The following is a 19,325-nucleotide window of genomic DNA, read 5'->3' as shown; positions in this document are numbered from 1 at the left end:
GCGCCTCCTCACCGGGCGTACACCGCCTTGCGGGTGGCCACGCGCAGCTGCAGCATGGCGGCGATGGCGATGACGATGAAGATGATCACCGACTGGGCGTTGGCGCGCCCCGAGTCCAGGTGGATGAAGGCGTCGCGGTAGAGGTTGTAGACGAGCACGTTGGTGGCGTCGCCGGGGCCGCCCTGGGTCATGATGTCGATCAGGCCGAAGACCTGGAAGAAGGCGTAGAGCATGTTCATGAAGAGCAGGAAGGTCGTCGTGGGGCTGAGCATCGGCAGGGTGATGTAGCGGAAGCTGAGCCAGGGGCCGGCGCCGTCCACGCGCGCGGCGTCGATGAGCTCCTCGGGGATGTTCTGCAGGCCGGCGAGGAAGAAGACGATGTTGTACCCGAGCATCTTCCAGGTGGCCGCGAGCGAGACGACGAAGAGCGCCAGCGGCCCGTTGGTCATCCAGTTGAGGGTGTAGCCGGGGACCAGCAGCCCCGCCAGCCAGGGCACCAGCCCGGTGGCGGGCGCGAAGAGCAGCGCCCAGATCACCCCCGCGACCGCGGGCGAGATCGAATAGGTCCAGACGAGCAGGATTTGATAGAGGCCCAGTCCGCCGATGCGCTGATTGAGCAGGAGCGCAATGCCCAGTGAGGCCGCCAGCCCGACGACGACCACGAAGGCGGAGAAGTAAAGGGTGACCACGACGCTTTGCAGGTAGTCGGGCGAGCGGAAGAGCTCGATGTAGTTCTCGAGCCCTACGAAGACCTTCTTGTTGCCGAAGAAGGAGGTGATGTAGAACGACCCCCAGACGCTCTCGGCGAAGGGGTAGATCAGGAAGATGACGATGACCGCGAGCGAAGGGAAGACGAGCAGGTAGGGCAGGTAGGGGTGACCGGGAAAGCGTTCCTCGATCATGGGCGGCTCCTTGGGGGGGAGCGCGGGGCGCGCGCCCCGCGCTCCGGGCGGGCTAGTGCAGTTTGTTGTACTGCGCCAGCAGCTGGTTGGCCTTGGCCGCCGCCTCGTCCAGCGCCTGCTTGGGCGTGACCTTGCCCGAGACGGCTTTCTCGATCGCGGCCCGCTCGATCTCGCGGATCTGCACGAAGGGGCCGAGGCGTACGCCGGTGGCCGCCGGGGTGTCGCGCCGCCCCGAGAGGATCTGCAGGAAGGCGGTGAGGTAGTTCTGGTCCTTGCTGAACCAGCCCTCGTTGAGGAGCGCCTGCACCGCGTTGTTCACGGTGGGGAAGTAGCCGGTGCCCTTGTGCCACTGCACAGCCACGTCCTCGCGCGCCAGGAACTTGAGGAATTCCCAGACCGCCGCCAGCTCCTCTTTGCTCTGGCCCTTGGTGACCCAGAGGCTGCCGCCGCCGATCACCGAGTTGCCGCGCGGGTAGCCCTCGAAGCGGGGCAGGAAGGTGGTGCCCACCTGGAAGTCGGCGCCCTTGGTGATGCCCGCCAGCGACGAGGTGGACTGGATCAGCATGGCGATCTGCCCGCCCACGAAGGCGGTGTTGGCCGAGTACTCGGGACCGCCGTAGAGGAAGACCTTTTCCTTGGCCAGCCGGGTCCAGGTCTCGAGCACCATCTGCCCGAAGGGCCCGTTGAAGAGCACCTTCTCGGCGCGCCCCTTACGGCCGTTCTCGTGGTCGGCGAAGAGCTGGTTGTGGTAGGCGAACATCTGTTCGAAGACCCAGCCGGGCCAGCCGAACGAGAGCGCGTGGTCCACCACGCCGCTTTCCACCAGCTTCTTGCCGTACTCCTCGACCTCCTTCCAGGTCCGCGGGGGCTTGTTGGGGTCGAGCCCCGCCTTCTTGAAGAGGTCCTTGTTGTAGTAGAGCATCGCGGTGGAGGAGTTGAAGGGCATCGACCAGAGGTTGCCGTCGGTCGAGTAGTAGTTGGTGATCGGGATGACGTACTGCGCCCAGTCCCACTCCTCGCCGAGCATGCCCGGGATCTTGTACACGGGCACGATCGCGCCGCTGTCGAGCATCGTCTGCGTGCCCACCTCGTAGACCTGCACGAGGTTGGGCGCGGTACCGGTGCGGTAGGCGGCCACGTACTTGGTCAGGGTCTCGGCGTACTTGCCGGTGTAGAGGGCGTTCAGCTGAATGTCGGGATGGGTGGCGTTGAATTCGTCGACGATCGCCTCGACCACCTTCAGCCGCGAGCCGCTCATCGCGTGCCACCAGGTGATCTCCACCTTCTTGGCCAGGGCCGTGCCGAAGAGCGCAAGCGCCAGCAGAGCCGCCAGGCCGAATCGCATGCCTTGTTTCATGAACTGCACCTCCCCTTTCCTTTAGCCGGTCAGGCCGTGTCCTCGAGCCAGCTTCCTTTGCCTTCGCTCCCACCCCCTTCCGCGACCGTGAGGCGCACGTCCAGCTCGCCGAACGCGCGCACGAACTCGGCGGGCGGCGGCCGGTCGGTGATCACCGCGTCCACGCCGCCCAGGTCGGCGACGCGCGCGTGGGTGACGACGCCGAACTTGCTGTGGTCGGCCAGCACGAAGGTGCGGCGGGCGCGGTGCACCACCTCGGCCATCACCTCGGCCTCCTCGAGCGAGGGCAGGGTGAAGCCGTGCTCGAGTGAGACCCCGTTCACCCCCACGAAGGCGGCGTCGAAGAAGACGCCCTCGAGCGCCCGCCGCGCCAGCCCGCCCACCATGCCGTAGGAGACGCCGCGCAGGTAGCCCCCCACCACGTAGACGCTCACCCCCGAGCGTTCCAGCAGCGCCCCCGCGTGGTTGAGGGCGTTGGTGAAGACGGCCAGCCGCTCGAAGCGGGGCAGGTGCCGCACCAGCTGCATCGTCGTCGTCCCGTTGCCGACGAAGACCACCGCGCCCTCTTCCAGCTCGCCCGCGGCCGCGCGGCCGATGCGCGCCTTCTCGGCGCTGCGTTGCGTTTCCTTGTCTTTGTACGAGGGTTCGCGGGCGATCGGCTCGTTGGAGACGGCGCCGCCGTGGGTGCGCTTGAGCGCCCCGGCCTCGCTGAGAGCGTTCAGGTCGTTGCGGATCGTCATCGCCGAGACGCCGAACAACCCCGCGAGCTCCGAGGTGCGCACCTCACCCCACGCCCGCACCCGCTCCAGAATCAGGCGCCGGCGCTGCTCGGTGAGCGGGGAAACCCGCTTCCTTTTGCGGTTCATGGCAACCTCTTGCGTTTTTCTTCCTTTGCATTCTAGCACCGCCCGGCCGCCCCGTCTGGAGGGCCTACAAGACCCGGCTCCGACGGCGCGTTAGACTGGAGGGCATGAACGCGAAACAGCGGGCCACGGTCGCGCTCTTCGGGGCCGCCGGCGGCACGGTGGGCACCTTCTTCGCGCTCCGCGGGGGTGAGGATCCCCTGACCGCCCCGGGGCTGCTGCTGGGCTTCCTGGTGGGGTTCGCGGTCTCCTACGGCCTGCTCGCCCTCATCTACCGCTCGCGCGGCGGCTGAACCCGGAGCCGGCGGCGTCAGCGGCCGAGTTCGCGCTCCACCGCCGTCCGCCAGCGCTCGTAGTTCGCCTCGAGCCCCGGGTTGGGGCGCGGCTCGAAGACGTCGGGGGCGCCGCCCGCCTCCCAGTCCGTCGGCCGCCCGGCGAGCAGGAAGGCGGTGCCTCGGGCCGTGGCCTCGAGCCCCGGCGGCCGCTCCACCACGAGCCCCGCCAGGTCGGCGAGCCGCTGGGCCAGCCCGCCCAGGTTCGCCAGCCCGCCGGTCAGGCGGATGCGCTTTGGCGCGGGCAGGTAGCGGGCCTGCTCCTCCAGGTTGACGGCCAGCATGAAGACGATGCTCTCCACCACGGCCGCGGCCCGCTCGGCGAGGCCGCCCTCGCCCTCGAAGCGCACCGGGAAGCGCGCCCGCCAGAACGGCGAGCCCAGTCCGGAGACGCCGTTCAGGAAGACGAGCGGGCTCACCGGCACCTGCGCCAGCCAGCCCTCGAGGCGTTGGGTCAGGTCCTCCACCGCGTAGGTCCGCTCGAACCAGGCCAGCGCCGAGCCGGCGCCGTTGACCGTGCCCTCGAGCACGTACTCCACCCGCTCCCCGTCCGCGTGCAGCACCCCCGAGAGCAGCCGCCCGGCCCGCACCAGCCGGGGGCCGGTGGCCCGCAGCACGAAGGCGCCGGTGCCGGCATTGACGTAGGCGGTGGCCTCGTCCAGCTCGCCGTAGGCGAAGAGGGCGGCGTTCTGGTCGCCGGTGACGAGCGCCAGCGGCACCTCCGGCGCGGCCGCCAGGGCCCCGAAGCCCCAGGCGTTCGGCACCACCGGGGGCAGCGGGTCACGCGGCAGCCCGAACAGCGCCAGCAGCTCGTCGTCCCAGTCGCGCGTCTCCAGGGCCACCAGCTGGGTGCGGCTGGCGTTCACCACGTCGGCCCCGCGCGCCGCCCCGCCCGCCAGCCGCCCCGCGAGCCAGGCGGCCATGGGCCCGTAGCCCAGCCGCCCCTCCTCGTGGGCCCGCCGCACCCGGGGCAGGTGGTCCAGGCACCAGCGCAGCTTGCTGGCGCCGTAGTGGGGCGTCAGGAAGAGACCGGTGCGTTCGTGGATCCAGGCCTCGCGCCCCCGCAGCCGCTCCACCGCGCGCCAGGCGCGGCGGTCCTGCCAGCTGAGCACCGGGCCCAGGGGCTCGCCCGTCGTCCGGTCCCAGCAGGCGGCGTTGGAGCGCTGGGTGGCCAGCCCCGCGGCGACGGGCGCGACGGGCGCGGCGGCGAGGGCCTCGTCCACCGCCGCGGCCACCTGCGCCCAGAGCTCCGCGCCGTCGTACTCGGCCCGCAGGTCGTCGGGCCTACGGGCGCGGATCGCGCGCGTCGCGGCGGCGAGCGTCCGCCCGCGCGCGTCGAAGATGAAGGCGCGGCTGGCGTGGCCGCCCTGGTCGACGACCAGGAAGGCGGTCTCCGGCTCGGGTCGGGGCATGCGCACTCCTCGAACCCAGCCTACAACCCCCGCGCGGGAGTGGCCCTCCCGGCCGGGATGTGCTATAAAGGGTTGGTATGCCCCACAGGGGCCAAGCGTCGCCCAAGACCCCGGGTTCACCAAATCCAAGCGCCGTGCGCTAAAGGGGGAGCACCCTCTGGGGGACTTGACGCGACGCGGCCGCCCGCGGGCGGCGCACAGGAGGATACAGGCGGATGGAAGACAAGGAACCCAAGACCCCGGCGGAGGCCGGAACCGAAACCCCCGAAACCCAAGCCCCCGAAGCTCAGGCCAGCGAGGCCGAGGTGAAGGCGCCCGCGGCGGAAACGCCTGCGGCCGAGCCCGCCGAGGCCGAGGCTCCGGAGGCCGCGCCGGCGGCCGAGCCCGCCGCTCCGGCCGAGATGACGATGGAGCAGGCGCTCCAGGAGGCCGAGTCCAGGCTGGGCGCCAAGGTGCGCCGCGGCCAGGTGCTGACCGGCCGGGTCGTCTTCGTGGGCAGCGAAGGGGTGGCGGTCGACGTAGGCGCAAAGGTCGAAGGCATCATCCCGTTCAACCAGCTGACCGAAGAACCCCTCTCCGAGGAAGAGCTCAAGCAGATGCTCAAACCCGGGGACGAGGTCGAGGTCTACGTGGTGCGCGTCGACCTTCCCAATAACGTCATCATCCTTTCCAAGAAGCGTGCCGAGGCCGACAAGGCCTGGCGCAAGATCGTGGAGCTGGCCGAGAAGGGCGAGCCCGTCGAGGTGACCGTGCGCGAGAAGGTGCGCGGCGGCCTGGTGGCCTACCTGGAGGGCGTGCGCGCCTTCATTCCCGCGTCGCAGGTCGACATCAAGCGGGTGGCCGAGCTCGACGAGTTCGTGGGGCAGACGATCCCGGTCAAGATCACCGAGATCAACCGCAAGAAGGGCCGGGTCATTCTCTCGCGGCGGGTGCTGCTCGAGGAAGACCAGAAGAAGAAGCGCGCCGAGGTGCTGGAAGGCCTCGAGCCCGGCGCCGAGGTGGAGGGCAAGGTCGTCGAGGTGACCGATTTCGGCGCCTTCGTCAACCTGGGCGCGATCGACGGCCTGATTCACCGCAGCGAGCTCTCCTGGGGCCGCTTCGAGCACCCGCGTGAGGTCGTCAAGGTGGGCGACGTGGTCAAGGCCAAAGTGCTCTCGGTGGATCGTGAGCGCGAGCGCGTCAACCTGAGCATCAAGGCGCTCACCCCCGATCCCTGGCAGACCGCCGCCGAGAAGTACGAGGTGGGCCAGCGCATCAAGGGCAAGGTCGTGGGCCTCACCCCCTTCGGCGCCTTCGTCGAGATCGAGCCGGGGCTGGAGGGCCTGATCCACATCACCGAGATGAGCTGGACCAAGCGGCCGCGCCATCCCTCCGAGGTCCTCAAGGAGGGCGAGGAGGTCGAGGCCGTGGTGCTGCGCATCGACCCCGAGCAGCGCCGCCTCAGCCTGGGCCTGCGCCAGACCCTGCCCGACCCCTGGAAGGAGCTGCCCGAGAAGTACCCGCCGGGCACCGTGGTCAAGGGCAAGATCACCGGCGTGACCGACTTCGGCGTCTTTGTCGAGATCGAAGACGGCATCGAGGGCCTGGTGCACATCTCCGAGCTCGACTACGAGCACATCGACAACCCCGCCGAGAAGTTCAAGAAGGGCGAGGAGCTGGAGGTCGTCGTCCTCAACATCGACGCCACCGACCAGCGCGTCTCGCTTTCGCGCAAGCGCCTGCTGCCGCCCCCGGTGCCCACCGAGGACGAGGAGCAGGAAAAGAAGCGCCGCCCCCGCCAGAAGAAGGCCAAGGGCGGGCCCAAGCGCGGCGGTCCGCGCGGTCCGCGCCGCGAGCGCGAGCTGCCCGGCATCGCCACTGCGCAGGGGGCCGACCTGGGCTCGTTCGTCGGCGGCGAGAGCAACACCAGCGTCAAGCTGGGCGACCTCTACGGCGACCTGCTGGCCGACCTGGGCCTCGAAGAGGAAGCGCCGGCGGAGCCGGCGGGCGAGAGCGAAGCCTGAGCCTCACCCGAACCCGGGCCCCCGCCGTGCGCGGGGGCTTTTCGTTCTATCCTGAGGCTGGAGCCATGGGCGAGGCGCGCACGCTGCCCGAGCTGGAGGGGCAAAGCCGGGTCTTCGAGGACCGGGCGGACGCCGGGCGGGTGCTGGCGCGCTGGCTGGCGCCCGCGTGGAAGCGGGCCGCGGGCGGCATCGTGCTGGCCGTGCCCGCCGGGGGCGTGCCGGTGGGGCTCGAGCTGGCCCGGGGTCTGGAGCTCCCCCTGGACCTGATCTTCGTGCGCAAGCTGCACTACCCGGACAACCCCGAGGCCGGCTTCGGCGCCCTGGGCGAGGGCGGCGAGCTGCTCGTCGACCCCGAGGCGGCCGCGGTTCTGGGCCCCCAGGCGGTGGCCCGCGTCGTCGAACACGAGCGGAAAGACCTCGCCCGGCGCGTCCGCCGCCTCCGCGGGGACCGTCCGCCGCCCGACCTGGAAGGGCGCGCGGTGCTCGTCGTCGACGACGGTCTGGCCAGCGGTTCGACGATGCTCGTGGCCGTGCGCGAGGCCCGCGCCCGCGGTGCGGAACGGGTGGAGGTGGCCGTGCCCACGGCCTCCCGGGACGCGGCCCGGCGCGTGGCCGCAGCCGCCGACCGGGTCTGGGTCGCCAACCTGCGCCCCGGCCCGCCCTTCGCCGTGGCCGACGCCTACCGGCGCTGGCGCGACCTGAGCCTGGACGAGGTGGCGGCGCTGCTGCGCGGCTGAGGTGCAGCGCGCCTGGGCAAAATCGCCGGAATCGGGTATGATGCGTTGTTTTATGGAACTCCGCAACCTTGCCATCATTGCCCACGTCGACCACGGGAAGACCACCCTGGTCGACGCGATGCTGAAACAGGCCCACGCGCTCGGGCGGGGCCACGAAGACGACGAACTGATCATGGACACCGGCGAGCTCGAGCGCGAGCGCGGGATCACCATCCTCGCGAAGAACACCGCCGTGGTCTGGAACGGCGTCAAGATCAACATCGTCGACACCCCCGGCCACGCCGACTTCGGCGGCGAGGTGGAGCGGGCGCTCTCGATGGTCGACGGGGTGCTGCTCCTCGTCGACGCCGCCGAAGGCCCCATGCCGCAGACCCGCTTCGTGCTGCAGAAGGCGCTCGAGGCCGGGCTTATGCCCATCGTGGTGCTCAACAAGGTGGACAAGCCCGAGGCCCGGGCCGAGGAGGTGCTGAACGAGACCTTCGACCTGATGGTCGAGCTGGGGGCCACCGACGAGCAGGCCAACTTCCCCTACCTCTACGCCGTCGGTCGCGAGGGCCGGGCCTGGCGCGAAGGTGAGGAGCCGCGCGACCTGACCCCGCTCTTCGAGACGATCCTCGAACACATCCCCGAGCCGCGGGTCGAGGAAGGCCCCTTCCAGCTGCGGGTGGCCAACCTGGACTACTCCAGCTACCTGGGCAAGATCGCCATCGGCAAGGTGCACCGCGGCTCGGTCAGCAAGGGCGAGACGGTGGTCATCGTCGGGGCCGCCGGCGAGCCGCGCAAGGTCAAGGTGACGGCCGCCTTCACCCACCAGGGCCTCAGCCGCCTGGAGACCACCGAGGTCCTCACCGGCGACATCGTGGCGCTGGCGGGGATGGAGGGGGTGCAGATCGGCGACACCGTCACCCACAAGCTCCACCCCGAGCCGCTTCCGCGCCTGGTCGTCGACGAGCCCACCGTGGCCATCACCCTCACCCCCAACACCTCGCCCTTCGCCGGCCGTGAGGGCCGGTACGTGACCAGCCGCCAGCTGGCCGAGCGGCTCTACCGCGAACTGGAGACCAACGTGGCGCTGCGCCTGGTCGAGCCACGGCCCGACACCTTCGAGCTGCGCGGCCGCGGCGAAATGCACTTGAGCGTGCTCTTTGAGCAGATGCGGCGCGAGGGCTACGAGTTCACCGTGGGCCAGCCCCAGGTGCTCTTCAAGTACGAAGGCGGCCGCAGGCTCGAGCCCTACGAGTACCTGGTGGTGGACGTGCCCGAGGCCAAGTTTGGCGGGGTGATGGAGAACCTGGGCCAGCGCAAGGCCGAGATGCAGCAGATGGAGCCTACGGGCGGCCGCATCCGCGCCGAATACGTGGTGCCCGCGCGGGCGCTGTTCGGCTTTCGCAGCCAGCTCCTCAGCCTGACCGGCGGCGAGGGCCTCTCGAGCCACACCTTCCACGGCTACGGCCCCTACGCCGGCGAGCTGAAGACCCGCACCACCGGCAGCGCCGTCTCCATGGAAAACGGCGTGGCCTTCGCCTACTCGCTGTTCAAGTTGCAGGAGCGGGTGACCTTCTTCATCGAGCCCGGCACCGAGGTGTACGTGGGGATGATCGTGGGCGAGAACGCCCGCGAGGGCGACATGAACGTCAACGTGACCAAGAACAAGAAGCTGACCAACGTGCGCGCCGCCGGCTCCGACGAGAACATCAAGCTGGTCCCGCCGCGCCGGATGACGCTCGAGGAGGCGCTTGAGTTCTTGGCCCCCGACGAGTTGCTGGAAGTCACGCCGCGTAGCCTGCGCCTGCGCAAGGCCGTGCTCGACCCCGGCCAGCGCAAGCGGGTGGAGCGGGGCAAAGAGCCGAGGTAGCCCCCGGCTTATTAGTCGCGCGCATCCAAAAAGTAGACAGGTATGAGCGGCAGCAAACGACGGTATTCCTCAGGGATGGTTTTATAGTATTCGATCCACAACTCAACCAATCGCTCTATATCGACAAGCATGACCCTACGGTTTTCGAGGCGCCTGACCTCGTTTTCGGCTTCTCGGGTAAAGCCCCCGATGCTTACAAATACACCAATATCGCCCTCTCCCAATACCGCAATGAAGCCACGCATATCTTTTACGTCTACCCGCGAAGCCTGGCGCTTAACCTGAACCTTAATCCGGGGACCGGACACACCTAGCGGGTCTTGGTGGGCGATGATGTCGATGCCCCTGTCGGGTCCGGGCGGAGCAACCCAATCCACGTGGTAGCCCATGCCACGAAGCAATGCTGCAACAAGTTTCTGAAAATCGTAGGGGTCTAGCCTGTGTAGGTAATCTTGAATTTCTAACCAGGCGCTCTCGCGTGCTTCTTCCAACGCTATGGCTGCATGTTCAACCTCTTGCTCACTGATACCTTCGTCGACTGCCGGTGTCGGCGACTTGGGCTTCTTGTGTTTTCGCCTCCACTCATTGTAGATTTTTCGTAAATCGCGCCCCATTTCTTCGGGGTCAGAATACTTTTCGAGAGCTTTTCTACCTTTGTCCGTAACGCTCCATTGACCCGTTTTTGTCTTGTTTATCCAACCGGCTTTGACCGCGGGAATTGTGGCAATGCGCACATCTCTGTCGTATCGCATGACGCCAGGGGCGCTATCGTATTCACCCATCTCGCGGGGGTAGGCGGAACAACCGATTTCAACTTAGAGATCGCGTCTTTTGCCTGAAGTCCGTCAGGATTCTCGATAAGCAACTCGAGTACGCCCTTGACCAGCTCGCCCTGCCTCCGCAGCCTGTCACTCGCCATATCAATAGTATAAATACAATTTTTATCGTCTGATCTTCGCAAGTTGGCGCGAGGCAATTTCGACACGCTCTTGTTAGGCCATGCTGTAGGATTTTCGGGTTGTGGCTACAACCCCAACACTTCTCTGAGCCGTCCGTCCAGCGCTTCCATGAGGTCCGCGGGAACGTGCCCGATCACCTTGACGACGCGGCGTTTGCTCACGTGGCGGACCAGGTGCGTTTGGGCTTTGCTGTCGCTACGGGTGCCGATGCGGGCCGCGGGCAGCACCAGCTCGCTGGGGTAGACCCGGCTAAGGTTCGAGGTTAAGGGAACGACCACAACCACCGGGGCGGCGGCGTTGACGACGTTGCTCGACACCACGACGGCCGGGCGCGTCTTGGCCGCCTCGCCGGAGCGTGCCGGGTCGAAGTCCACCAGCACCACGTCGCCACGCCAGCAGGTCGGCACCGGCTACCCCCGGTCCATGAGGTCCAGCGTTTCTTCGAGTCCCGAGTCCACCCACGCTTCGTCGGCCTGCGCGTAGTCCCGCGCCATCTGCCGGTACCCCTCGGCCAGCTCGGCCTCGCGCAGGGCCCGCAAGGCCAGAACCAACACCTCGCTGCGGCTCGTCAGGCCGTGGCGCTCGCGGTACTCCTCCACGTAACGGAGCCACTCCTCGGGCAGGCTCACGCTGATCTTGGCGCTACGGACCGTCTTCACCCCTCTACGGTAGCACAACCAGTCCTACTCATGGTAGGAGGCCGGGGACCTCCAGGTAGACTCGCCGCTGCATGAAATTCCATGAGATTACAAGAGTGCGCGTCCTTCCACCTGTTTCACCCTTTTCCTCCGCGACCGTAGGCTGCCTCGACGAGGTCGGCCAGGCGCCCGTCCACGGCCAGGGGGTACGGCCCGTCGATGGTGACCCGGTGGAACTCGGGGTGTTCGGGGTTGAGCAGCACGTTGTACGTTTCGGGAATCAGCACCGAGGGGACGCGCAAGCCCACGGACGGGGCCTCGCGGTGCCAAAGGGTGCCGATCTTTTGCGCAGAAGGCGGGTAGGGGAAGGCGCGCCAATCGTCGGGCAGGGCGTTCGGGTCAAGGCCCAAGATCAGCTCCTCGTCCACGTCCATCCGGAAATAGACGCGCGTTTCGAGCGTGCGCACGTCCTTGTAGTAGGCGAGCAGCTCCACCATCGCGCCGGCCAGCGACTCGGCGGTGTAGACGACCGGGGTGCCCTTCTCGTTCCAGCGCCCTCCGTACTTGGCGGCTCCCTTTCCCGTAAATGCTCCTTGAACCCGGTCCTTACGGGTAATCCGCCAAAGAAGCCGTCGGGCCACTAGACGAAGACCCCTTCCTGCAGGGCTCCGATCAGGTCCATGGCCCGCTCGTAGTCGGGCTGCGACGCGATGGCGTCGATGGGGCGGCGGTCACCGAGGGCGCGGTTGGGCGTCTTGAGCCAGCGAATGGCCCGGACCTGGTCCCCCTCGTGCAGTTCGGTCGCGGCCTCCACCAGGCTGGCGATGCGGTAGACCCGGTCGCTGGCCAGGGCGTTGAGCCGGCCGCTCTTGCGGAAGCGGCTCAGGGTGCGGGGGTCCACCCCCAGCTTGCGGGCGAAGCTCGCTTTGTTGAGGTCGAGCAACGTCCGTATTTCTTCGGCGAGCTGGAAGGGCACGCCCTCGGACATCTCGCGGGTCATGGTCAAGAGGTTGATCCGAACGCCGACCTCTGTGGCTGGCGGCTTGTCCTTGGGCGGCGTGTACGTGCGCATGGGCACCTCCTCGGTCCGGGACTATAGCATATTGTCGCACATGAAAAGACAGGATGCAACAACTTGCCGGCGCGTTCGAGCCACCGCGGGGCCACGTCGCCGCAAAGGTGAGCTTCCCTGCCCGCGCGGACACGCACACCCCCTGATCGCCTCGCAAGAGGTCCAGCTGACCACGCCCGGGTCGCGAACGAGGGCGATGCGCAGGAGTCGTGTGGGGGTTGAGGTGTTCGCGGGCGACCCTACCCCGCATCGAAAGCAGGTATCCCGTAAAGTAGGGCACCAGCCAGATCGTCCAGACGAGCACGCTGAAGCGGTGGAAGCGGTGCTTGGCGGCATCGTCGCCCTTGGCCAGCACCCAGCTGGCCCACAGGGCGTGCACCAGCATCAGCAGCAGCGCGGTCAGGCCGGTGACGCCGTGCAGGTTCAGCTCGAAGCGTCCGCCCATGATGCGGCGCATGGCCTCGGTGCCGGTCGAGTCGCAGACGAAGCCCGCCCAGAAGAAGGCCAGATGGACCGGGCGCAGCGTCCCCGAAAGGCGCTCCCACCAGACGCCGATCGTGTAGAAGACGAGCGCCAGGTTGATGAAGACCACCGCAAACAGCACGTTCGTGGGCATGGAGCCCTCCTTTGGATCTCGCCTTGCGTTTACGAAAGTATAGCGCAACCGGGCGACCGCGTGCCGTCCGTGTAGGATGGAACCCAAAAGGAGGAGCGTATGAAACGATTGTGGATCCTGGTATGGACGCTTGCGGGCCTGGCGCTGGCCAGCACCCCCGCCTACCCCGAGAACAGCGCGGGGCTGGGCTACGCCCACCCGGGCGCGGGCGTGTTCACGCTGGGCGTGCAGCTGCCCGTAGCCCCGCTGGGCCTCGACACCGGCCTGGACCTGGAGGTGCGCTACCCGCGCCTGGGCGTGAGCGCCACCGGAAAGATCTTGGTGCTGCCCAGCCTGAGCGTGGGCGGGCAGTTCATGGCCGTGGGCGCCTTCGGCGAGCTGCGCTACGCCGACCCGGGCGCCTTCGGGGGCTACCTGGGCGGCGGCTTCAGCTGGGACCTGCCGCCGATGGGGCCGGTCGAGGGGGCGCTCAGCGCCAAGCTGGGCGTGGGCTACTTCCCCAAGGGAAGCCTGGCCGCCTCGCTGTTCAGCTACGGGCTGGGGCTCCGGCTCTACTACGACCCCGTAGCGCTCGAGCTGGCCGCGAACGACCGCGACCTCTTCCGGGCGAGCCTGCTCTTCCTCTGGTAACGCCTCCGGCATGAGGATCCGGCCCAAACCCGCGTGGCTGGGGCTGGCCCCATCGCTGGTGGTGCTGGCCGTCTTCGGCCTTTACCCCTTCGTCGAGGTGGTGCGGTTTTCCACCTGGGACTGGTCGGGGCTCTCGGCCCCCCGGGCGGTGGGCCTCGCCAACTACCGCGAGCTCCTCGGCGACCCCGCCTTCTGGCACAGCCTCCAGGTCACCCTGGCCTTCGCCGCGATCACCCTGCCCAGCTTCCTGGTGCTGTCGCTGCTCGTGGCCTTCGCGCTCGAGGGCCAACCCTACGAGCGCTGGGTCAAGGGGCTCTTGTTCCTCCCGGGCCTCGTCACCCTCTCTGCGGCGGCGGTGAGCTGGTACACCCTGCTCTCGCCCGAGTACGGCGCGCTGCAGACGCTGCTGTACGCGCTGGTGCCCGAGGACAGCCCGCTCGCGGCCTGGCTGGTCGTGCCCGCCTGGGACCGCGAGCCCTTCTGGGCGCTCCTCTTGGTGGTGGCCTTCACCCTCTGGCGCTACCTGGGCTACGGGGTGCTGGTGGTTTCGGCGAGCCTTAAGGGCATCCCCCGCTCGCTCCTGGAGGCCGCCTGGGTGGACGGGGCCACGCCGCGGCAGGCGGTGCGTTACGTGACGTTGCCGCTCCTCCGGCCCGCGGTCACCTTCCTGCTCGTCGTGGGCACGATCCTCACGTTGCAGTCCTACGTCGCCGTCTTCCTGCTCACCCGCGGCGGACCCTTCGGGGGCACGCGGGTGCTCGGCTACTTCATCTACGAGGTGGGGTTCGAGCAGTACCGCCTGGGCTACGCGGCCGCGGCGACGATCGTGCTGCTGCTGCTCACGCTGGGCCTCGCCTACGCCCAGGCGCGCTTCATGGAGGAACGCTGATGAGGAACCTCGCGCGCCACGCCTTCGTCGCCCTGCTCGTCTTCGCCGTGGCCCTGCCCTTCCTCTGGATGGCCTACGCCGCCTTTTTGCCGCCCGAGCTCGTCTACGCCGGCGAGATCACCCGGCTGGGCTTCAGCCTCGAGAACTTCCGGGCGCTGGCCCCCGAGGGCTTCTGGGGGCGGCTCGTCTACAGCCTGGGGGTGAGCGGGCTGGCCACGGCGCTGGCGCTCCTTACCGGCTTCCCCGCGGCCTACGCGCTGCGCGAGGGGGCGCCGCTGCTGGGCCTCTACCTCTTCCTGCTCGCGGTGCCGGCGGAGATGCTGCTGGTGCCGCTCTACGGCGTCCTCGCCGGCACCCACCTGCTGGGCAGCCCCTGGGCGCTCGTCTGGCCCTTCGCCGCCAGCCCCTTCGTCGTCTTCCTTCTCTACCAGGGGCTCCGGAGCGTGCCCTGGCAGGTGGTGGAGGCGGCGCGCATCGACGGCGCCGGCGAGGGGGTGGTGCTCGTGCGGGTGCTGCTGCCCATGATGGCCGGGCACCTGGTCACCGCCGGGGTGCTCTCCTTCGCCGCCCACTGGAACCTGGTCCTCTACCCGCGGGTGATGACCTCGGAAACCTGGTGGACGCTGCAGGTCTGGATGGCCGACCTGGTGCGCAAGTACCCTTCGGACTGGGGCCTGCTCTCGGCGGCGGCGCTCCTGGGCACGCTGCCGCTCGCCGGGGTGTACCTGCTCTTCGAACGCAAGATCGTGGAGACCTTCGAGGGAAGTCTGAAAGGTTAAGGTGGAGCTATGAAACGTTGGTGGATCCTAGCCCTGTTCGTCCTGGCGCCGGCGCTGGCGCAGGTGAACGTGACGTTCTGGCACTCGATGGACGGCCCCGCCGGCGAGGCGATCGACCGCTTCGCCGAGCGCTTCAACGCCGCGCAGTCGGACTACCGGGTCGTTCCTCGTTACGTGGGCGACTACCGCGAGGCCGAAACCAAGCTGATCGCGGCGCTGCGCACCGGCAGCGCCCCGGTCCTCTACCAGGCCGAGATCGCCTTCTTCCCGCGCCTGGTGGCCGAGGGCACAGTGCAGCCGCTCGACGCCTTTACCGGCGGCCTGGACCCCGAGTTCGTGGCCGACTTCTTCGAGGCGCCCTGGAACTACGGCGTGGTCGACGGGGTGCGCTACGGGCTGCCCTTCAACACCTCCACGCCGGTGCTCTTCTACAACGCCGACGCCCTGCGCACCCTGCGCCTGCCGGTGCCGGGCGACTGGAAGACCTTCGAGGACGACGCCCTCAAGCTGACCACCCGGCGCAGCAAGGGGTTCATCGCCATCCTCGACTCCTGGATCTTCGAGGCCATGGTCACGAGCCGCGGCGGCAGCCTGGTGACCGCGGACGGCCGGCCCAACTTCGCGAGCCCCGAGGCGGTGGACGCGCTCGCGATGCTGCGGCGGCTGGTGGACAAGAAGGCCGCGATCCCGCGCAACCTGGCCGAGGCGCAGTTCGCCCAGCTCGACTTCGTGCGCACCAAGGGGATGATGGTCTTCGCCTCGATCGCCAACTGGCCGGCGGCCGAGAAGTACTCGTTCGCCTTCGAGCTGGGCGTGGCCCCGGTGCCCCGCGAGCCCGGCGGCAAGGTGCCGATGGGCGGGGCGGAGCTGGTGGTGCTGAAGGGCGCCTCCGCGGAGGAGGCCCGCGGCGCCTTCGCCTTCTGGAGGTTCCTGATGCAGCCCGAGAACCTGGTCGAGTGGATCCACGCCAGCTACTACGTGCCGCTGCGTCGGTCGGTGCTGCCGCTGCTTGAGGACTTCTACGCCGAGAACCCCTACCGCAAGGTCGCCTTCGAGCAGATCGCGCGCGCGGTGCCGCGGCCGCGGGTGCCGCAGTTCGCGGTCTGGCGCGACTACCTGGACGAAGCGCTGGAGAAGGCGCTCAAGGGGCGCACCGACCCGCGGCAGGCGCTCGAAGAGGCCCAGAAGAAGGCCCTGGAGGTCCGGTGAGGCTGGGGTTTTCGGCGGTCACCGCCGGCCTGGTGGACCCGCGCGAGGCCTTCGCGCTCGCCGCGGAGTTGGGGATCGACATCGAGCTCAGCGTGGACCTGCAGGAGATGTTCCCCCAGCTGCCGGGCGCGCGCGAGCTGCGCGAGATGGGCCGGGCCGCGGGGGTGGGGTTCACCGTCCACCTCCCCTTCGTGGACCTGAACCTGGCCTCGGTGGTGGAGGCAGCCTGGACGACCAGTCTGGAGCGGATGCAGCGGGCGCTCGAGTTCGCAGGCGCGGTGGACGCGCGCGTGGGGGTGCTGCACACGGGGCAGATCCCGCTGCGCCATCCGATCCTGATCGAGGCGGCGAAGGAGCGGCTCGCCCGGGCGCTCGAGCGCCTGGGCCCGCCCCCGGTGCCCGTGGCCGTGGAGAACCTGGCCCTCGACCGCCATGACCTGCTCCAGGAACCCGCCGAGCTCGTCCGCCTCGTCGAGGGCGCGGGCGAGGGGTTCGGCTACACCCTCGACCTGCCCCACGCCTACGTGCAGGGCGGCGAGGCGCAGATCCGCGCCTACCTGGAGGCCATGCAGGCCTCCCGGGCGCCCCTTTTGCACCTGCACCTGCACGACAACCTGGGCGACCGCGACGCCCACCTGCCGGTGGGGGCGGGAAGCCTGCCCTACCCGGCGTTCAAGGGGGCGCTCGCGGGGTTCGCGGGTACGGCGGCGCTCGAGGTGACCGGAGGCGTCGAGGGCGTGAAAAACAGCCTGCGGGCGTTGCACGCGGCCTGGGACATTTGACCTAAGCCTGCGCCGATAGGGTGGCCCCTGAACGTGGGCCCCTCCCGCGCCTTGCTGGGCTACAATAGCAAGGACGCGGTTGCCGCGTTGTAGGCGGCGAAAAAACCACGGTTCACGAGGAGGCGAGGAGACGTATGAATCAGAACATCGAGCGGATCGAGGTCTTCCTGGACGAGTCCAAAGAGCCCCTACAGGTGCTCACCAGCCCTCCGTTCAAGGTCACCCTGGACACCCGCCAGATCCCCGACGGACCTCATACCCTCAGGGTCGTGACCACCTTCAAGGGCGGTCAGGTCGAGGAAGAAATCATCGACTTCGAGGTCGACAACCTGCCCAGCCCCTTCATCGACGGCCTCGACGACGGCCAGCAGGTGCGCGGACCCGTCGAGTTCGAGGTCGTCACCGGCGACTACGCGGCGCCGAAGACCGGCGGCGGGCTCTCGATCGTCGGCGCGGTGCTGAGCGCGGTGCTGGTGCTGGGGCTCGTCTGGTTCTACTTTGCCTTCGCGCCCAGCGCCAAGGAGATCGTTAAGGAGACCGGGGCCGCCCCGGTGGAGGAGGCCGCGGCCGCCGCTCCGGGCGCGGGCGACGCCGCCGCGGGCAAGGAGGTCTTCGCCGCCCAGTGCGCGAGCTGCCACGGCGCCAACGCCGAGGGGGCCTTCGGGCCGGCGCTGGCGGGCGCGCCCATCGTGCAGAACGCCGACCAGTTCGACAGCATCGTCAAGAACGGCACCAGCGGCGGCATGCCCCCCTTCGCCCAGCTTTCCGACAAGGAGCTGGCCGACCTGCGCGCCTACCTGAGCTCGCTGGGCGGCGGCGCGGCTGCGGCGCCTGAGGAGGAGGCCGCCCCCGCACCGGCCGCAGCGGCCGCGGTGGACCCGGCGGTGATGAGCGAGGGTGAGAACCTCTACCTGGCCAGCTGCGCCGGCTGCCACCAGCCGAACGGCGCGGGCGTCGCCACCTTCCCGGCCCTCGCCGGCAACAAGAACCTGGCCGACAAGGACCTGGTCATCGACCGTATCCTCAACGGCAAGGTGCCCATGCCGGGCTTCGCCGGACAGTACGACGACCAGCAGATCGCGGCGATCGCGACCTACATCCGTAACAGCTGGGGCAACGACTTCGGCCCGGTCTCGCCGGACGAGGTCGCCGCCAAGCGATAGGGAGGGGAAATGTACCGCAACGACACGGTTCTACCGTTCTTTGGCATCCTGTTCGGGGTGGCCTTGTGGTACATGGCCTACCTGGACGGGTTGCACATCGCCCGCTTGGCCGGCCACCAGCCCGAAGAGCTCTCGGTCGGTCAGCTGGGCCTGATCACCTTCGGTATCGTCTTCTTCCTCTGGGGGGCGATCGGGTACATCTCCGCCTGGCTCGAAGGCGGCGAGCTGCGCCCCGGGCGCGAGGCAGCGGAAGGAGGCGCGGCCCCGATGGTCGTCGTCTTCGTGCTTGCGCTCCTGCTCGTGGGGCTTTCGGGCCTCTTCGTGAGCGCCATCCTCTACGGGTTGACCGAGGGCCCGGTCAAGTCGTCGTTCCTGGGTCAGCTGTCCGCGGCGATCCTGCTGGTGATGACGCTGCTGCTGGTGGTCTACAAAAAGTTCTTCGTCGACGACGAGGTGCTGGTCGAAGACGAACACTCGGAGGTGCCCTGGTAATGAGCAAGAAAACCGACACCACCCGTCGTGCCATCGTGGGCGCCACCGTCGGGGTGGGCCTGGGTCTGGGGGCCATCTCCATGCTGGTGCCCATCGGGGCGCTCAAGCCCAAGAAGGAAGTGACGCCCGAGACCGAGCCCCCCAAGAAGGGCGACGTCTTCGTCTTCGCCGAAGGGGACAAGAAGGGCGACGAGATCTCCTTCGCCGACCTGCCCAAGGAGGGGCCGGCGGTGCTGGCCTTCCCCAAAGACCCCAAGACCGGCGTGATCAAGAACGGCGAGCGCAACAACATGGTGCTGCTCATCCGCCTCGATCCGGGCGAGCTCAGCCCCGAGACGGCCGAATACGCCGCCGACGGCACCGTGGCCTACTCGGCCATCTGCACCCACCTGGGCTGCACGGTGAGCGAGTGGCTGCCCGACAAAGGGGACCTGATGTGCCCCTGCCACAAGGGCATCTACGACCCGCGCCAGGGGGCCAAGGTGGTCGGCGGTCCGCCGCCGCGTCCCCTGCCGGCCCTGCCGCTGCAGGTGCAGGACGACAAGCCCGTCTGCGCCGGAGGATTCACCAGCCCGGTCGGCGTGGTGGCCGGCCTCGAGCCCCAAGGGGGAAGCTGCGCCGTCTAGGAGGGGATC

21 protein-coding genes and 1 pseudogene are annotated in these 19,325 nt (G+C 68.8%); 12 read left to right on the top strand and 10 right to left on the bottom strand.

The window, feature by feature from the left end; all coding sequences use genetic code 11:
* Positions 1-8: 8 nt before the first annotated feature.
* The 3 genes from HNQ05_RS03455 to HNQ05_RS03445 are packed head-to-tail and all read right to left on the bottom strand — an operon-like array spanning position 9 to position 3,125.
* The gene (locus tag HNQ05_RS03455; protein ID WP_183677587.1) at positions 9-902 is read right to left on the bottom strand and encodes a carbohydrate ABC transporter permease; all 894 of its coding nucleotides are present in this window, start codon (positions 900-902) and stop codon (positions 9-11) included.
* A gap of 52 nt (positions 903-954) precedes the next feature.
* On the bottom strand, positions 955-2,259 hold the full coding sequence (locus tag HNQ05_RS03450; RefSeq protein WP_147145443.1) for an ABC transporter substrate-binding protein: 1,305 nt from the start codon (positions 2,257-2,259) through the stop codon (positions 955-957).
* A 29-nt stretch (positions 2,260-2,288) separates the two neighbouring features.
* Entirely contained in the window at positions 2,289-3,125 is an 837-nt protein-coding gene (locus tag HNQ05_RS03445; RefSeq protein WP_147145445.1) for a DeoR/GlpR family DNA-binding transcription regulator, read from the bottom strand.
* Between the two features lie 104 nt (positions 3,126-3,229).
* Here HNQ05_RS03445 and HNQ05_RS03440 point away from each other — a divergent pair, with 104 nt between their 5' ends.
* Complete coding sequence (locus HNQ05_RS03440; RefSeq protein ID WP_147145447.1) at positions 3,230-3,415, top strand: hypothetical protein; 186 nt, start codon at positions 3,230-3,232, stop codon at positions 3,413-3,415.
* Between the two features lie 17 nt (positions 3,416-3,432).
* Here HNQ05_RS03440 and HNQ05_RS03435 read toward each other — a convergent pair whose 3' ends face one another.
* A complete protein-coding gene (locus HNQ05_RS03435; protein ID WP_147145449.1) occupies positions 3,433-4,866 on the bottom strand; it encodes an FGGY family carbohydrate kinase in 1,434 nt (477 codons plus the stop codon).
* A gap of 215 nt (positions 4,867-5,081) precedes the next feature.
* On the opposite strand from HNQ05_RS03435, the gene HNQ05_RS03430 reads away from it, so the two are divergent.
* The 3 genes from HNQ05_RS03430 (at position 5,082) to typA (ending at position 9,461) form a co-directional block, all read left to right on the top strand.
* Positions 5,082-6,869: a 30S ribosomal protein S1 gene (locus tag HNQ05_RS03430; protein ID WP_147145451.1), complete on the top strand. Its 1,788-nt coding sequence runs from the start codon at positions 5,082-5,084 to the stop codon at positions 6,867-6,869.
* Between the two features lie 65 nt (positions 6,870-6,934).
* Positions 6,935-7,606 carry a phosphoribosyltransferase gene (locus tag HNQ05_RS03425; RefSeq protein ID WP_147145453.1) on the top strand — a complete coding sequence of 224 codons (672 nt, stop codon included), beginning with the start codon at positions 6,935-6,937 and terminating at the stop codon, positions 7,604-7,606.
* 52 nt (positions 7,607-7,658) lie between these two features.
* Complete coding sequence (gene typA / locus HNQ05_RS03420; protein ID WP_147145455.1) at positions 7,659-9,461, top strand: translational GTPase TypA; 1,803 nt, start codon at positions 7,659-7,661, stop codon at positions 9,459-9,461.
* 11 nt (positions 9,462-9,472) lie between these two features.
* Here typA and HNQ05_RS03415 read toward each other — a convergent pair whose 3' ends face one another.
* From HNQ05_RS03415 to HNQ05_RS03390, 6 genes and pseudogenes are all read right to left on the bottom strand, one after another.
* Positions 9,473-10,243 carry a restriction endonuclease gene (locus HNQ05_RS03415; protein ID WP_147145457.1) on the bottom strand — a complete coding sequence of 257 codons (771 nt, stop codon included), beginning with the start codon at positions 10,241-10,243 and terminating at the stop codon, positions 9,473-9,475.
* Between the two features lie 242 nt (positions 10,244-10,485).
* The gene (locus HNQ05_RS03410; protein WP_147145459.1) at positions 10,486-10,827 is read right to left on the bottom strand and encodes a type II toxin-antitoxin system PemK/MazF family toxin; all 342 of its coding nucleotides are present in this window, start codon (positions 10,825-10,827) and stop codon (positions 10,486-10,488) included.
* Between the two features lie 3 nt (positions 10,828-10,830).
* Positions 10,831-11,079, bottom strand: coding sequence for a ribbon-helix-helix domain-containing protein (locus HNQ05_RS03405; RefSeq protein WP_246104075.1), 249 nt, complete (start codon positions 11,077-11,079; stop codon positions 10,831-10,833).
* A 116-nt stretch (positions 11,080-11,195) separates the two neighbouring features.
* Complete coding sequence (locus HNQ05_RS03400; RefSeq protein WP_147145460.1) at positions 11,196-11,699, bottom strand: RES family NAD+ phosphorylase; 504 nt, start codon at positions 11,697-11,699, stop codon at positions 11,196-11,198.
* On the bottom strand, positions 11,699-12,130 hold the full coding sequence (locus tag HNQ05_RS03395) for an Xre family toxin-antitoxin system antitoxin (protein WP_147145461.1): 432 nt from the start codon (positions 12,128-12,130) through the stop codon (positions 11,699-11,701). Before HNQ05_RS03395 ends, HNQ05_RS03400 begins: the two co-directional genes overlap by 1 nt.
* A gap of 307 nt (positions 12,131-12,437) precedes the next feature.
* Positions 12,438-12,746: pseudogene (locus HNQ05_RS03390) on the bottom strand (HsmA family protein); the annotation flags it as partial.
* Positions 12,747-12,845: 99 nt separating this feature from the next.
* On the opposite strand from HNQ05_RS03390, the gene HNQ05_RS03385 reads away from it, so the two are divergent.
* The 8 genes from HNQ05_RS03385 (at position 12,846) to HNQ05_RS03350 (ending at position 19,316) form a co-directional block, all read left to right on the top strand.
* A complete protein-coding gene (locus HNQ05_RS03385) occupies positions 12,846-13,376 on the top strand; it encodes a bioflim formation protein (protein ID WP_147145463.1) in 531 nt (176 codons plus the stop codon).
* A gap of 16 nt (positions 13,377-13,392) precedes the next feature.
* Positions 13,393-14,265 carry a carbohydrate ABC transporter permease gene (locus HNQ05_RS03380; RefSeq protein WP_371862321.1) on the top strand — a complete coding sequence of 291 codons (873 nt, stop codon included), beginning with the start codon at positions 13,393-13,395 and terminating at the stop codon, positions 14,263-14,265.
* Positions 14,265-15,044, top strand: a complete 780-nt coding sequence (locus tag HNQ05_RS03375; RefSeq protein WP_147145467.1) for a carbohydrate ABC transporter permease — start codon at positions 14,265-14,267, stop codon at positions 15,042-15,044. Before HNQ05_RS03380 ends, HNQ05_RS03375 begins: the two co-directional genes overlap by 1 nt.
* Before the next feature lie 9 nt (positions 15,045-15,053).
* Positions 15,054-16,253: an ABC transporter substrate-binding protein gene (locus HNQ05_RS03370; protein WP_147145469.1), complete on the top strand. Its 1,200-nt coding sequence runs from the start codon at positions 15,054-15,056 to the stop codon at positions 16,251-16,253.
* Positions 16,250-17,035: a sugar phosphate isomerase/epimerase family protein gene (locus tag HNQ05_RS03365; RefSeq protein ID WP_147145471.1), complete on the top strand. Its 786-nt coding sequence runs from the start codon at positions 16,250-16,252 to the stop codon at positions 17,033-17,035. Before HNQ05_RS03370 ends, HNQ05_RS03365 begins: the two co-directional genes overlap by 4 nt.
* Positions 17,036-17,169: 134 nt before the next feature.
* The gene (locus HNQ05_RS03360; RefSeq protein ID WP_147145473.1) at positions 17,170-18,198 is read left to right on the top strand and encodes a c-type cytochrome; all 1,029 of its coding nucleotides are present in this window, start codon (positions 17,170-17,172) and stop codon (positions 18,196-18,198) included.
* Between the two features lie 9 nt (positions 18,199-18,207).
* Positions 18,208-18,690, top strand: coding sequence for a DUF7318 family protein (locus tag HNQ05_RS03355; protein ID WP_147145475.1), 483 nt, complete (start codon positions 18,208-18,210; stop codon positions 18,688-18,690).
* Positions 18,690-19,316: a QcrA and Rieske domain-containing protein gene (locus tag HNQ05_RS03350; RefSeq protein ID WP_147145477.1), complete on the top strand. Its 627-nt coding sequence runs from the start codon at positions 18,690-18,692 to the stop codon at positions 19,314-19,316. The genes HNQ05_RS03355 and HNQ05_RS03350 overlap by 1 nt, the downstream gene beginning before the upstream one ends.
* The last annotated feature ends 9 nt before the right edge of the window (positions 19,317-19,325 follow it).

This window comes from Oceanithermus desulfurans (assembly GCF_014201675.1).
Lineage (GTDB): Bacteria > Deinococcota > Deinococci > Deinococcales > Marinithermaceae > Oceanithermus > Oceanithermus desulfurans.
The sequence above is the reverse complement of the archived record's forward strand: the minus strand, read 5'-3'. Positions and strand labels throughout refer to the sequence as shown.